We start from the raw sequence: 15209 nt of genomic DNA, 5'->3' as shown, positions 1-15209 counted from the left end.
GCGGTTTTTATCCTGGTATATGCTTAACACAGTCAACATGCGTAAGGATGCTTTATGAAAATAGTAATCGCACCGGATTCCTATAAGGAAAGTTTGAGTGCGCTTGAAGTGGCAACGGCTATTGAGCAGGGGTTTCGTGAGATCTGGCCTGATGCGGATTACGTGAAGATTCCGGTTGCAGATGGCGGTGAAGGAACGGTCGAAGCGATGGTTGCCGCAACGCAAGGTCACCTTGTGCATGTTGATGTTACCGGCCCTTTGGGCAACACAATTCAGGCATTTTATGGTTTATCCGGTGATGAGCGCTCGGCGTTTATCGAAATGGCGGCCGCCAGCGGACTGGAACAGGTTCCTGCGGGGTTACGCGATCCGCTGAAAACGACATCCTGGGGAACCGGGGAGTTAATCCGTCATGCGTTGGACGCTGGCGTTGAGCATATCATCATTGGAATTGGCGGAAGTGCCACCAATGATGGCGGTGCCGGGATGGTGCAAGCGCTGGGAGCAAAATTGCTGGATACGCAAAATAACGATATTGCCCATGGCGGGGCTGGCCTCGAATCGCTCGCTCGGATTGATATTTCTCAGTTAGACCAGCGACTTGCTGCGTGTCGTATTGAAGTGGCTTGCGACGTGACTAATCCGTTGACCGGTGAAGAGGGCGCTTCTGCGGTTTTTGGCCCGCAAAAAGGGGCGACGCCGGAGATGATTTCCCGCCTGGATCGGGCACTCACGCACTATGCGCAACTCATTGTCCGCGATCTGGACGTCAACGTGCTGGATCTGGCCGGCGGTGGCGCCGCTGGTGGTATGGGGGCGGCGCTATATGCGTTTTGCGGCGCACAGTTGCGCTGCGGTATTGAGATAGTAACGGATGCGTTGCACCTTGACGCCTGCGTTGCGGATGCGGATTTAGTGGTAACGGGTGAAGGGCGCATTGATAGTCAGACCATTCACGGTAAGGTTCCGGTTGGCGTGGCGAAGGTCGCAAAGCGTTACAACAAACCGGTTATCGGCATTGCCGGTAGCCTGACGGCGGATGTCGGTGTGGTCCACGAGCATGGGCTGGATGCGGTTTTCAGTGTCATCTATACCATCTGTACCCTGGATGAGGCGCTAAAGAACGCGAGCGACAACGTACGAATGACGGCGCGAAACGTGGCCGCAACGCTTAAAGCCGGGCAGCAATTACGCTGAGTTGTAGGTTGGATAAGGCGGTCACGCCGCCTTCCTGCGAATATTACCCCAACAACTTCTTCGCTTCGCGCGCAACGTTGTCCATTTCATCCAGAAGCTCTAAAAACTCAGGCTCCAGCTCTTCTTCCTTGGTCCCGCTACGTAATTGCTGCTCAATAAGCTGACACAGGTTTTTCATGCGGGGAACGCCGCTATAACCGCAGCTGCCGTGCAGCTTGTGGATCATATCCACCAGCCCTTCAGGGTTTTCACCGACCAGCTGTTCTTCAATTTTGTTACGTACTTCGGGCAGAAAATCGAGCAGCATTTGCAGCATATCCCGCGCCAAATCGTTCTTACCCGCAGCTTGCCTTAATGCCAGTTGCCAGTCGAGCGTTGTATTCGGATTGACGACCGGCTCAACGGGTTCAACGGCGATCGCCCTAAGCGCTGTGCTTGCGCCGGGTTTGTAGCGTAACAGCAGATTATGCAGCTTATCTTCCTCGATAGGCTTCGCCAGGTAATCGTTCATCCCGGCGCTGAGCAGCTTCTCTTTCTGCCCGGCCATGGCGTGTGCGGTGACCGCAATGACCGGTGTCTGCTGTTGATGAGGAAGCTGGTGGATTAGTTCGCAAGCGCGAATGCCGTCCATGTCTGGCATCTGAATATCCATCAGGATCAGATCAAATTGCATTTGTCTGGCGCGATCCACCGCTTGATGCCCACTGTCGCAGAGCACGACGTGCTGCACCTTATCTTCCAACAGTGCGCCAATCAGCTTGAGGTTCGCCGGGTTGTCGTCTACCGCCATAACGGTCATTGCGATTTTGCTATCGTCTAACAGCAGCGGATCCGCGCTGTGATTCACCTGACAATACTCTGTCAGCGCAGGCAGTAAGCGAGTTGAGGTGAGAGGTTTCAACAGACATGCCGCCGCGCCGCCCTGTTTTAACTTCTCGGCGTTAATCTGCGCATGGCAAGGCAGGGCCAGTAACAAAAAGTCGGTCATCGCCGCAGCGTTTGCCAGCCGCTCATGCTGCATGGTGAGCGGTTCGCGTAAAGTGACCGGAATGCCGAGCAGCAGAATATCGTAGTGATCCTTCGGCAGCCCGGAGAATGAAGGGCTGTAAATCACCTCCAACGGCGTTTCGCTCAAGATATCTAACGTGCACTGTGCGGCAGTGGCGTTCGGTTCGACGTAGGCCAGTCGTTTACCGGCCAGGCAGAGCGTGGTTGAGCGGTCAACGAGAACGTTAGGGTTAAGATCGAGGCTGATATGGAACCAGAACGTGGAACCCCGGTTCGGTTGACTATGGAAGGAGATATCCCCGCCCATTTCGTTGACCAGTTTTTGCGTAATGACCAGGCCCAGCCCGGTACCGCCGTGGCGGCGGGAAATACTGGCATCCGCCTGGCGGAAGGCCTGGAACAAGCGTGACTGATCGCGCTCAGGAATACCAATTCCGGTATCGCGGATTTGTACTTCAATCTGCACTTTCGTGTTACTAAGGGCGCGCTTCTCGACCAGAATGTCGATATTGCCGCCTTCGGTAAATTTGATGGCATTGCCAACCAGATTAGTGATTACCTGCTGTAAGCGCAGCGGATCGCCGATGACGTTGTCCGGCACGTCATTCTTAATATTCAGCGTCAGCTCAAGCCCTTTATCATGGGATGAATGCGCTAACAGCGTAACGACGTCATCCAGCGTGCTGCGCAGCGGGAAGGGAATGCTTTCCAGAATCAGCTTGCCCGCCTCAAGTTTGGAGAAGTCGAGTACATCATTGATGATAGCCAGCAGATTGTTAGCCGAGCGTTCAATGGTATTCAGGTGATCGCGCTGCGTGGTGTTGAGCTCGGTTTTTAGCGTAAGACGGGTGAAGCCAATCACGCCATTCAGCGGTGTTCGCAGTTCGTGCGACATGTTAGCCAGAAACTCAGACTTAATACGCGCCGCTTCCTGGGCGCGTTTCTTCGCCAGATCCAGTTCGACGTTCTGGATTTCCATCTGCTCCAGCGTTTCACGCAGGTCAGAGGTGGCCTGATCGATGTTGTGCTGCATCTCTTCATGGTAAGCCGCAAGTGACATCGCCATCGAGTTGATACCATTTTTGAGCATATCCAACTCGCCCAGCATGAAACCTTCCACGCGGCTGTCGAGCTGTCCTCTACGTATTCGGTCAACGGTATTCACCATATTGCGAATCGGGCCGGTTACGTCGCGCATCAGACGCCAGCCAAAAATTAACGCAATACCAATACAAAACAGCATCATTACGCTGGAGATAAAGATCTCTTTGTACTGCTGCAATCGCACGGACTTAAGATCCAGCTCAAGCGCCACATACCCCAGCATATTTTTGGTGTTTTTCGCATCGCTTACGGCGGATTCATCTGGTGAATAGCTTTCCGATATAATCGGGGTACGCAGGATCATGATATCCCCGTGCCGGGTGACGCTCAGCTTACGGGGAAACGGTGAACCTGTCGCCAACTGCATTTCAGACGGATCGAGATGAAAATTAGAGGTGACGAACAGTCGGTTATTTTCGTCATAAACAGAAATTGCCCGCACGATATCGGAATGGCGACGATGCAGCACGCTGATAAGCTGGCCGATGGATTCCCTGTTTTGCAGGTTCATGCCATATTCGCTGGAGACCGCGAGTGGTTCTATGATGCTGGCACCAGCATCTTCCAGTTGACGCTGCAAGTCGTTATAGCGATGCACAACAAAAAAGATACTGAGCAACAAACCTATCAGGACGGTCGGGGCCAGGATCAGAATCATCATGCGTGCGCGCAGGCTGTAGTTGGTCATGGAGTTCCGTTATGGGACAATTAGGGTCACACTGTTAAATAGAGAAATATCTCGTCGATGGCGCAATTCTACTCTGCAAAACGACGCGTGACGACGCGTCAGATCATAACCGTTACCGTCAATGACCTCGATCCTTTTGGTCAGGGCGTCGCTCGCCATAACGGAAAAGCGTTGTTTATACCGGAATTGCTACCCCAGGAAAGCGCCGAGGTGGTGATTACCGAAGATAAAAAACAGTTCGCCCGCGCGCAAGTAAAACGACGTTTGAACAACAGCCCTGAGCGTGAAGTGCCACGTTGCCCGCATTTTGGCGTATGCGGCGGTTGCCAGCAGCAGCATGCCAGCATCTCGTTACAGCAGCGTAGTAAAAGCGCGGCGTTGTCGCGTTTAATGAAATGTGACGTGTCGGATGTTATAGCTGATACGCCGTGGGGCTATCGTCGTCGTGCCCGATTGAGCCTGAACTATCGGCCAAAAGAACACAAATTGCAGATGGGGTTTCGCAAATCAGGCTCCAGCGACATTATCGATGTCAAACAATGCCCTGTTTTGGTGCCCCAGCTTGAAGCGTTATTGCCCCATCTCAGGGCGTGTCTGGAAAGTCTTCAAGGGTTACGCCACCTTGGACATGTTGAACTGGTGCAGGCAGGGAGCGGAACCCTGATGATTTTGCGCCACACGGCGCCATTAAGTGCAGCGGATAAAGAAAAACTGGAATGCTTTTCGCATTCTCAGGGGCTGTCTTTGTTTCTGGCCCCGCAAAGCGAGATACTGGAATCAATATCAGAAGAATCGCCCTGGTATGATTCAAATGGACTACGGTTAACCTTCAGCCCGCGCGATTTTATTCAGGTTAACGAAGGGGTAAACCAACAAATGGTGGCCCGTGCGCTGGAATGGCTCGATGTGCAACCTGAAGATCGCGTACTCGATCTGTTCTGTGGAATGGGGAATTTTACCCTGCCGCTGGCAACTCGAGCAGCAAGCGTGGTTGGCGTGGAAGGTGTTCCGGCGCTGGTTGGAAAAGGTCGGGAAAATGCACTGAATAACGGATTACACAATGTGACATTCTTTCATGAGAACCTTGAGGAAGATGTTACCCGGCAGCCGTGGGCGAAAAACGGATTCGACAAAGTTTTGCTCGATCCTGCGCGTGCGGGGGCTGCTGGTGTGATGCAACATATTATAAAATTAGAACCTATACGCGTTGTTTATGTATCCTGTAACCCGGCAACGCTGGCTCGTGACAGCGATGCTTTGCTCAATGCGGGATATGCCATCCGGCGGCTGGCGATGCTCGATATGTTCCCGCACACTGGACACCTGGAATCAATGGTCCTGTTTGAGCGTTTGTAATGAACTTAATACCCATTGGATTTCGCCTTGTAATGCTGTGTGAAAGACAATGGGTTCGGCTTGTCGACTTCGACAGGCCATGCCCCTTAAGGAGAGGACGATGGTTGCGGTAAGAAGTGCACATTTAAATAAAGCTGGTGAGTTTGATCCCAAGAAATGGATCGCGAGTCTGGGGATCTCCAGCCAGCAGTCGTGTGAACGCTTAGCCGAAACCTGGGCGTACTGCCTCCAGCAGACACAGGGGCATCCGGATGCGGATCTGCTGCTGTGGCGTGGCGTGGAGATGGTAGAAATTCTCTCCATGTTGAGCATGGATATCGACACGCTGCGTGCAGCAATGCTGTTCCCTCTGGCTGATGCCAACGTGGTAAGTGAAGACATCCTGCGCGAGAGCGTGGGCAAATCCATTGTTCATCTTATCCACGGCGTGCGTGATATGGCGGCGATACGCCAGCTTAAAGCCACGCATACCGATTCAGTTTCTTCCGAGCAGGTCGATAACGTCCGCCGCATGCTGCTGGCAATGGTAGATGACTTCCGCTGTGTGGTCATCAAGCTGGCAGAGCGGATTGCCCATCTGCGTGAAGTGAAAGACGCGCCGGAAGATGAACGCGTTCTGGCGGCAAAAGAGTGCACCAATATCTATGCACCGCTGGCCAACCGTTTGGGAATCGGGCAATTAAAATGGGAGCTGGAAGATTATTGCTTCCGTTATCTGCACCCGGCTGAATACAAACGCATTGCCAAGCTGCTGCATGAACGTCGTATCGACAGGGAGCATTACATTGATGAGTTCGTTGGTCATTTGCGCTCAGAGATGAAAACGGAAGGCGTCAAAGCTGAAGTGTACGGGCGTCCGAAGCATATCTACAGCATCTGGCGCAAAATGCAGAAAAAGCAGTTGGCCTTCGATGAACTGTTCGATGTGCGCGCAGTGCGTATCGTGGCAGAGCGTTTACAGGACTGCTATGCCGCGCTCGGGATAGTACATACTCACTATCGCCATCTGCCGGATGAGTTTGATGACTACGTCGCGAACCCGAAACCCAACGGCTACCAGTCAATCCATACGGTTGTGCTGGGGCCGGGCGGGAAAACCATTGAAATTCAGATCCGTACCAAACAGATGCACGAAGATGCCGAACTGGGCGTCGCGGCGCACTGGAAGTACAAAGAGGGCACCGCTTCAGGCGCGGCGCGCTCTGGTCATGAAGATCGCATTGCATGGCTGCGTAAGCTGATCGCCTGGCAGGAAGAGATGGCAGATTCCGGTGAAATGCTGGATGAAGTTCGTAGCCAGGTCTTTGATGACCGCGTGTATGTCTTTACGCCGAAAGGCGACGTTGTGGATCTGCCTGCAGGCTCCACGCCGCTCGATTTTGCTTACCACATTCATAGTGATGTGGGGCATCGTTGCATTGGCGCGAAAATTGGTGGACGCATCGTACCGTTTACCTACCAACTGCAGATGGGCGATCAAATTGAAATTATCACCCAGAAACAGCCAAACCCAAGCCGCGACTGGTTGAACCCTAACCTTGGCTACGTAACCACCAGTCGTGGGCGTTCGAAGATCCACGCCTGGTTCCGTAAACAGGACCGTGATAAGAACATTCTTGCAGGTCGCCAGATCCTCGACGATGAGCTGGCGCATTTAGGCATCAGCCTGAAAGAAGCGGAAAAACATCTGCTGCCGCGCTACAGTTTCAATGAGCTGGATGAACTGCTGGCGGCGATTGGCGGAGGAGACATCCGCCTCAACCAGATGGTGAATTTCCTGCAGGCGCAGTTTAATAAGCCAAGCGCTGCCGAACAGGATGCCGCCGCGCTGAAACAGCTTCAGCAGAAAACGCACGCACCGCAGAGTCGCCGTAAAGACGACGGTCGTGTCGTGGTAGAAGGGGTAGGTAACCTGATGCACCACATCGCTCGCTGCTGCCAGCCGATTCCAGGCGATGAGATTGTCGGGTTTATTACCCAGGGACGCGGTATTTCTGTGCACCGGGCGGATTGTGAACAGCTGACTGAGCTGCGCTCCCATGCGCCGGAACGTATTGTTGATGCGGTCTGGGGCGAAAGTTACTCTGCAGGGTATTCGCTGGTGGTTCGCGTCCAGGCCAACGATCGCAGTGGCTTGTTACGTGATATCACCACGATTCTCGCCAACGAGAAGGTAAACGTGCTGGGAGTTGCCAGCCGGAGTGATACCAAACAACAGCTTGCCACCATTGATATGACCATCGAAATCTACAACCTGCAGGTGCTCGGGCGCGTGCTCGGCAAGCTGAACCAGGTACCGGATGTGATCGACGCACGTCGTCTGCACGGTAATTAATCATTATGTAGGCCGGATAACCTTGTAGGCCTGATAAGACGCGTTAGCGTTGCCATCAGGCATTGCTATGTTGCCGGATGTTGCCTTATCCGGCCTACTGTATTGAAATTTCAGGATATTCCAATGAATCAAATCGACCGACTGCTCGGTATTATGCAGCGCTTGCGCGACCCGGAGAACGGCTGTCCGTGGGACAAAGAGCAGACATTCGCCACTATTGCTCCTTACACCCTCGAAGAGACTTATGAAGTGCTGGACGCGATTGCGCGAGAAGACTTCGACGACCTGCGTGGAGAGTTGGGGGATCTGCTGTTCCAGGTGGTGTTTTACGCCCAGATGGCTCAGGAAGAAGGGCGCTTCAACTTTGATGATATCTGCGCAGCGATAAGCGATAAGCTTGAACGCCGCCACCCGCATGTTTTTGCTGACGTTTCTGCCAGTAACAGCACCGAGGTGCTTACCCGTTGGGAGCAAATCAAAACCGAAGAACGTGCTGAGAAGGCACAGCATTCCGCGCTCGACGATATTCCCCGTAGTTTACCGGCATTAATGCGCGCCCAAAAAATCCAGAAACGCTGCTCAAATGTTGGCTTCGACTGGAAAACATTAGGACCGGTTGTCGACAAGGTTTACGAAGAGATCGACGAAGTCATGTTTGAGGCGAAGCAGGCTGTTGTCGACCAGGCTAAACTGGAGGAGGAAATGGGCGATCTGCTGTTTGCCACGGTCAATATGGCCCGGCATTTAGGCACTAAAGCAGAGACTGCTTTGCAAAAAGCGAACGAGAAATTTGAGCGACGTTTTCGTGAGGTTGAGCGAATTGTGGCTGCTCGCGGTCTGGAAATGACTGGTGTTGATCTGGAAACTATGGAAGAAGTCTGGCAACAGGTAAAACGGCAGGAAATTGATCTCTAAGGGATTTCGTCGGTCAAGGGCGATTTGTGTGATTTTTTAAATAACAAGCGCTTGATTTACGTCAAAAACATTTACCCCAAAGGGGCTATTTTCTCACTCCCGATGTTAATGTGAGCCTGGTGAAGAGGAGGAATAATGAAAGTTTGTGGCGCTCGTCATGTTCGGGTATACTACTTTCCCGTCTTGGTAATTCCATCGTTTCACCCTAACTTCTCAGGTCCAGCATGACAACGAACTATATTTTTGTGACCGGCGGGGTCGTATCCTCTCTGGGAAAAGGCATTGCCGCAGCCTCCCTGGCAGCCATTCTTGAAGCCCGTGGCCTCAATGTAACCATGATGAAACTGGATCCGTACATCAACGTCGATCCAGGTACTATGAGCCCAATCCAACACGGGGAAGTGTTCGTTACCGAAGACGGCGCTGAAACCGACCTGGACCTGGGTCACTATGAGCGCTTCATTCGTACCAAAATGAGCCGCCGCAACAACTTCACTACGGGTCGTATCTACTCCGACGTTCTGCGTAAAGAACGCCGTGGCGACTACCTGGGCGCGACCGTTCAGGTTATCCCGCACATCACGAATGCAATTAAAGAGCGTGTTCTGGAAGGCGGTGAAGGTCATGATGTTGTTCTGGTTGAAATCGGCGGAACCGTTGGGGATATCGAATCTCTGCCGTTCCTTGAAGCGATTCGCCAGATGGCCGTAGAAATTGGCCGCGAGCACACGCTGTTTATGCATCTGACGCTGGTTCCGTACATGGCGGCGGCAGGTGAAGTCAAAACTAAACCGACTCAGCACTCTGTAAAAGAGCTGCTTTCTATCGGTATTCAGCCAGATATCCTGATTTGCCGCTCCGATCGCGCAGTTCCGGCTAATGAACGTGCAAAAATTGCATTGTTCTGTAACGTTCCGGAAAAAGCGGTGATTTCTCTGAAAGATGTCGATTCCATCTATAAAATCCCGGGCCTGTTGAAATCTCAGGGCCTTGACGATTATATTTGTAAACGATTCAGCTTGAACTGTCCGGAAGCTAATCTGTCAGAATGGGAACAGGTTATCTACGAAGAAGCTAATCCGGCAGGCGAAGTGACTATCGGTATGGTCGGCAAGTACATTGAACTGCCGGATGCCTATAAGTCAGTTATCGAAGCGCTGAAGCATGGCGGTCTGAAGAATCGTGTCACCGTCAATATCAAGCTGATCGATTCACAAGATGTCGAAACGCGTGGCGTTGAGATCCTGAAAGGTCTTGATGCCATCCTGATCCCTGGCGGCTTCGGCTACCGTGGTGTTGAAGGTAAAATCGCGACGGCGCGCTTTGCGCGTGAGAACAATATTCCTTATCTGGGCATTTGCCTGGGTATGCAGGTTGCGTTGATTGAGTTTGCACGTAACGTAGTGGGTATGGACAACGCCAACTCCACGGAATTTGTGCCAGACTGTAAGTACCCGGTGGTGGCCCTGATTACCGAATGGCGCGATGAAGACGGCAACGTCGAAGTCCGTACCGAGAAGAGCGATCTGGGCGGCACTATGCGTCTTGGTGCGCAGCAGTGTCAGTTGAGCGACGATAGCCTGGTTCGTCAACTGTACGGCGCACCGACAATTGTTGAACGCCACCGCCACCGTTATGAAGTCAACAATATGCTGTTGAAACAGATTGAAGCTGCGGGTCTGCGTATTGCAGGCCGTTCCGGTGATGATCAGTTGGTCGAGATCATTGAGGTACCGAATCATCCGTGGTTCGTGGCCTGTCAGTTCCACCCGGAATTTACTTCCACGCCACGTGATGGGCACCCGCTGTTTGCCGGCTTTGTGAAAGCCGCCAGTGAACATCAGAAGCGTCAGGCGAAGTAAGAAGTAAATAAGTTAGAACGGCAATGCACCCATCAGGGTGCATTGTTTGTCTGGAGTTTTAGTTTAACTTGTACTGAGGAAAATCTAATGTCCAAAATCGTTAAAATCATCGGTCGTGAAATCATCGACTCCCGTGGTAACCCGACTGTTGAAGCCGAAGTACACCTGGAAGGTGGTTTCGTTGGTATGGCAGCAGCTCCGTCAGGTGCTTCTACTGGTTCCCGCGAAGCACTGGAACTGCGCGATGGCGACAAATCCCGTTTCATGGGTAAAGGCGTACTGAAAGCTGTTGCAGCTGTTAACGGCCCAATTGCTCAGGCTCTGCTGGGTAAAGATGCTAAAGATCAGGCTGGCATCGACAAGATCATGATCGATCTGGACGGTACTGAAAACAAATCCAACTTCGGTGCAAACGCCATCCTGGCTGTGTCCCTGGCGAACGCCAAAGCAGCAGCTGCTGCTAAAGGCCTGCCGCTGTATGCACACATCGCTGAACTGAACGGTACTCCGGGTAAATACTCCATGCCGGTTCCGATGATGAACATCATCAACGGTGGTGAGCACGCTGACAACAACGTCGACATCCAGGAATTCATGATTCAGCCGGTTGGCGCTAAGACTCTGAAAGAAGCCGTTCGTATGGGTTCTGAAGTGTTCCACAACCTGGCTAAAGTTCTGAAAGCTAAAGGTATGAACACTGCAGTTGGTGACGAAGGTGGCTACGCGCCGAACCTGGGTTCCAACGCTGAAGCTCTGGCTGTAATCGCTGAAGCGGTTAAAGCAGCTGGCTACGAGCTGGGCAAAGACATCACTCTGGCGATGGACTGTGCAGCTTCTGAATTCTACAAAGACGGTAAATACGTTCTGGCTGGCGAAGGCAACAAAGCATTCACCTCCGAAGAATTCACTCACTTCCTGGAAGAACTGACCAAACAGTACCCGATCGTGTCCATCGAAGATGGTCTGGACGAGTCTGACTGGGACGGTTTCGCATACCAGACTAAAGTACTGGGCGACAAAATCCAGCTGGTTGGTGACGATCTGTTCGTAACCAACACCAAGATCCTGAAAGAAGGCATCGAAAAAGGCATCGTTAACTCCATCCTGATCAAATTCAACCAGATCGGTTCTCTGACCGAAACTCTGGCTGCGATCAAAATGGCGAAAGACGCTGGCTACACCGCTGTCATCTCTCACCGTTCTGGCGAAACTGAAGATGCTACCATCGCTGACCTGGCTGTTGGTACCGCTGCAGGCCAGATCAAAACTGGTTCTATGAGCCGTTCTGACCGCGTTGCTAAGTACAACCAGCTGATTCGTATCGAAGAAGCTCTGGGTGAACAAGCACCGTACAACGGTCGTAAAGAGATCAAAGGTCAGGCGTAATCCTGTTCTTTAACTCTTAACTTAAAAACCCGCTGCGGCGGGTTTTTTTATGCTTTTAAAGCAGTAGAGGAAGTGTTGCGCTGGCGGTTTGCTGGCTCACGTCACTGTACTTTTCATCCAGCGCAATCAGCGACGTGGTGAGAAGTTCTACCAACAGCATCACACCCACCTTGGCGTTTAGCGCACCAGCACTCAACGGACCTTCTGGTTTGGCTGCGACCAGTTGAATATCGCTCAGCGAGGCCAGCGGACTGCGCGGCGTATTACTCAGCGCCAGTACGCGCACGCCTTGCTTACGCGCCAGTTTCACGACATGCAGCAGATCGCGCGTGGAGCCTGAACTGGAGATCGCTACCACGAGCGTATTTTTGCTAAGCGTAGTGGCATTCATGGCTGCGCGGTGCATGTCGCTGAACAGTTGCGCGGGTTTGCCGAGGCGCAGGAGTTTGTAATGTAAATACTCCCCCAGAATAGCGCTGGCCGCTACGCCATAAATCTGTACCGACTGAGCCTGATGTAGCGCCAGAGCGGCGGATTCCAGTAATGTCCTGTCGAGTAACTTTGCTGTGTCCTGCAGCGCTTGCACGGATTCATTGACCACATTGTCAATTTCATCCCCGCTGTGCTCTACCGGCTGTCCTTGCTGGAGATCGAGAGCCAGCGCCATTTTGAATTCGTTATAACCCTTACACCCAAGCGTGCGGCACAGACGTGTGACGCTCGCCTCGCTGGTGTCGCTTTCACGCGCCAGTTCGGTAATCGTCAGGTAGACAACTTTTGCCGGATCACTAAGCACAAACTCTCCCAGCTTCTGCTGTGTTCGGCTATATCCGTCAACGCCCTGGCGCAATCTCAGCAGCAGGTTTTCATTTTCTGACATGCAAAATCCTTAATGCGTTTCTCTGCTAATAGTGTGGCGGAAAGCAGGGGAGAGATGCCAGTCATTTTAAAAAAGTATGATCGGCTTCCTGGTTTTTGATGATAATTTTCATTTATAAAATTAATTATGGTAAAAATTTTCATCATTAATCGGGGAGATGAAAAAATGATGCAAATGTTTAGCGGCGCCTCATCGGGCGCATGGTTTGAAAAGGCACAGCGGTTCGGCAAATCGTTCATGCTGCCGATTGCGGTACTGCCCGCTGCGGGGCTGTTGTTAGGGATTGGCGGTGCGCTGTCGAATCCAAACACATTGACGGCGTATCCGTTTTTGGACGTTGACTGGTTACAGGCAATCTTCACGATCATGACCAGCGCAGGTTCTATTGTGTTTGCCAACCTGTCGGTACTTTTTGCGGTGGGTGTGGCAGTAGGATTGGCGAAAACGGACAAAGGCACCGCCGGGCTTGCTGCATTGCTGGCATTTCTGGTGATGAACGCCACCATCAACGCTTTATTGACACTCAACGGAACGCTGGCGCACGAGAATCCCGGTGCCGTAGGCCAGGGGATGACGCTGGGTATTCAGACGCTGGAAACAGGCGTATTTGGTGGGGTGGTGATTGGGCTTGTCACCTGCGCGCTGCATAGCCGTTTCAATAAAGTCTCGCTACCTCAGTTCCTTGGTTTCTTCAGCGGTTCGCGCTTTGTGCCGATTATTAGCTCCCTTGCCGCGATTGTAGTGGGTGCGGTCATGACGGTGGTTTGGCCGCATTTCCAGAAACTCATTTTTGGACTGGGTGGTCTGGTGGATGCGACCGGTTATCTGGGTACGCTGTTGTACGGCTTCATCCTGCGTATGCTTGGCCCACTGGGGTTACACCATATCTTTTATTTACCGTTCTGGACCACAGCGCTTGGCGGAAGTGAAATCGTCAACGGCCAGTTGGTTGAAGGCACGCAGCGTATTTTCTTCGCGCAACTTGCCGATCCGAATACGCAGCAGTTCTATGCGGGCACCTCGCGCTTTATGTCCGGGCGCTTTATCACCATGATGTTTGGCCTGCTTGGCGCATGTCTTGCGATGTACCATACTGCAAAACCAGAGAACAGAAAGCTTGTCGCCGGACTGCTGTTGTCTGCGGCCCTGACCTCTTTCCTGACGGGGATCACTGAGCCTATCGAGTTCTCCTTCCTGTTTGTCGCACCTGTGTTATACGTCATTCACGCCTTCTTCGATGGTCTGGCGTTTATGATGGCGCATATTTTACATATCACCATCGGGCAAACCTTTTCGGGTGGGCTTATCGATTTCCTCCTCTTTGGTGTGCTACAGGGGGAAGCTAAAACCAACTGGATGTACGTCCCTATGGTGGGGATCCCGTGGTTCTTCCTTTACTACTTCACCTTCCGCTATTTGATTAACCGCTTTAACTGGTTGACGCCTGGTCGTGAAAACGCAGCACCGACTGAATCCGGCCTGCCGCAAAGTGAGCGTGCTGCGGCTGTGATTGCCGGACTGGGAGGTAAAGAGAATCTGGAAGAGGTGGACTGTTGCGCCACACGTCTGCGCGTGACGGTAAAAGAGAGTAGCAAGGTCGATGAAGCGGCGCTGAAAGCGACCGGAGCGCGTGGCGTAATTATTCGCGGCAACGGGGTTCAGGTGATTTATGGCCCGCATGTCACCATCATCAAAAACGAAGTCGAAGAGATCTTATCGTAATGAAAACTGTACTGGATTCCCTGAAAGGTAAATTAATCGTCTCCTGCCAGGCGCTGGAAAATGAGCCCCTGCACAGTCCGTTTATTATGTCGCGTATGGCACTGGCGGCAGCGCAGGGAGGTGCTGTAGGTATTCGTGCGAACAGCGTGGTGGATATTCGCGCGATCAAACAGAGCGTCTCCCTGCCGGTGATTGGGATTATCAAGCGTGATTATCCGGGTAGCGATGTGTTTATCACGGCTACGCTCCAGGAAGTGGATGAGCTAATGACCGTTGAGCCGGAGATTATTGCTCTGGATGCGACAGCGCGCCCGCGCCCTGGTGGACAAACGCTGGAAGAATTAGTTATGCAAATCCGCGCTCGCTACCCGTCTGTGCTGCTGATGGCGGATATCGCCACCATAGACGAGGCGGTGACAGCTGAGCGTCTGGGTTTTGACTGCGTGGGCACCACGCTCTACGGCTATACCGATGACACTGCCGGGCATGTGCTGGCGGAAAACGACTGCGGTTTTTTACGTGAGGTATTGGCGGCGGTCAGCGTACCTGTCGTGGCAGAAGGAAACGTCGATACTCCGGAACGTGCCGCACGATGCCTGGAATTAGGTGCCCATACCGTGGTGGTTGGTGGCGCAATCACGCGTCCGCAGCAGATAACGGCACGCTTTGTCGCGGCGATCGCCTCGTAAAGCATCGATGGGGCATGATACTTTGGCGGGGATCTGCGATAATTATCGTTTATCCCCATATTGAGAG

Annotated in this window: 10 protein-coding genes; 8 read left to right on the top strand and 2 right to left on the bottom strand. The window is 52.6% G+C overall.

Features of this window, described 5'->3' with window-relative positions:
• The first annotated feature begins 54 nt into the window (after positions 1-54).
• Positions 55-1197 (top strand): glycerate kinase, encoded by a 1143-nt coding sequence (locus OGV74_RS06845; RefSeq protein ID WP_003034114.1) that lies wholly within the window; start codon positions 55-57, stop codon positions 1195-1197.
• 43 nt (positions 1198-1240) lie between these two features.
• Here the strand turns inward: OGV74_RS06845 and barA are convergent, their stop codons facing one another.
• Positions 1241-3997 (bottom strand): two-component sensor histidine kinase BarA, encoded by a 2757-nt coding sequence (gene barA, locus OGV74_RS06840; RefSeq protein ID WP_003840349.1) that lies wholly within the window; start codon positions 3995-3997, stop codon positions 1241-1243.
• Between the two features lie 57 nt (positions 3998-4054).
• Here barA and rlmD point away from each other — a divergent pair, with 57 nt between their 5' ends.
• The 5 genes from rlmD (at position 4055) to eno (ending at position 11851) form a co-directional block, all read left to right on the top strand.
• Positions 4055-5353 carry a 23S rRNA (uracil(1939)-C(5))-methyltransferase RlmD gene (rlmD, locus tag OGV74_RS06835; protein ID WP_086504503.1) on the top strand — a complete coding sequence of 433 codons (1299 nt, stop codon included), beginning with the start codon at positions 4055-4057 and terminating at the stop codon, positions 5351-5353.
• Between the two features lie 100 nt (positions 5354-5453).
• Complete coding sequence (gene relA, locus OGV74_RS06830) at positions 5454-7688, top strand: GTP diphosphokinase (protein WP_003034123.1); 2235 nt, start codon at positions 5454-5456, stop codon at positions 7686-7688.
• Between the two features lie 123 nt (positions 7689-7811).
• Entirely contained in the window at positions 7812-8603 is a 792-nt protein-coding gene (gene mazG / locus OGV74_RS06825) for a nucleoside triphosphate pyrophosphohydrolase (protein ID WP_003840346.1), read from the top strand.
• 224 nt (positions 8604-8827) lie between these two features.
• Complete coding sequence (gene pyrG, locus OGV74_RS06820) at positions 8828-10465, top strand: glutamine hydrolyzing CTP synthase (protein WP_003034127.1); 1638 nt, start codon at positions 8828-8830, stop codon at positions 10463-10465.
• A gap of 87 nt (positions 10466-10552) precedes the next feature.
• The gene (gene eno, locus OGV74_RS06815; protein ID WP_003034129.1) at positions 10553-11851 is read left to right on the top strand and encodes a phosphopyruvate hydratase; all 1299 of its coding nucleotides are present in this window, start codon (positions 10553-10555) and stop codon (positions 11849-11851) included.
• Positions 11852-11906: 55 nt separating this feature from the next.
• On the opposite strand, the gene OGV74_RS06810 is transcribed toward eno, so the two are convergent.
• Positions 11907-12731 (bottom strand): MurR/RpiR family transcriptional regulator, encoded by an 825-nt coding sequence (locus OGV74_RS06810; protein ID WP_003034131.1) that lies wholly within the window; start codon positions 12729-12731, stop codon positions 11907-11909.
• Between the two features lie 165 nt (positions 12732-12896).
• On the opposite strand from OGV74_RS06810, the gene OGV74_RS06805 reads away from it, so the two are divergent.
• Together OGV74_RS06805 and OGV74_RS06800 are read left to right on the top strand one after the other, a co-directional pair.
• On the top strand, positions 12897-14453 hold the full coding sequence (locus OGV74_RS06805) for a maltose/glucose-specific PTS transporter subunit IIC (RefSeq protein WP_003034134.1): 1557 nt from the start codon (positions 12897-12899) through the stop codon (positions 14451-14453).
• Entirely contained in the window at positions 14453-15142 is a 690-nt protein-coding gene (locus OGV74_RS06800) for an N-acetylmannosamine-6-phosphate 2-epimerase (RefSeq protein ID WP_003034135.1), read from the top strand. The genes OGV74_RS06805 and OGV74_RS06800 overlap by 1 nt, the downstream gene beginning before the upstream one ends.
• Positions 15143-15209: the final 67 nt, after the last annotated feature.

The organism is Citrobacter sp. Cf116, assembly GCF_030336505.1.
Lineage (GTDB): Bacteria > Pseudomonadota > Gammaproteobacteria > Enterobacterales > Enterobacteriaceae > Citrobacter > Citrobacter freundii.
This window is presented reverse-complemented; position numbering and strand designations above follow the sequence as displayed.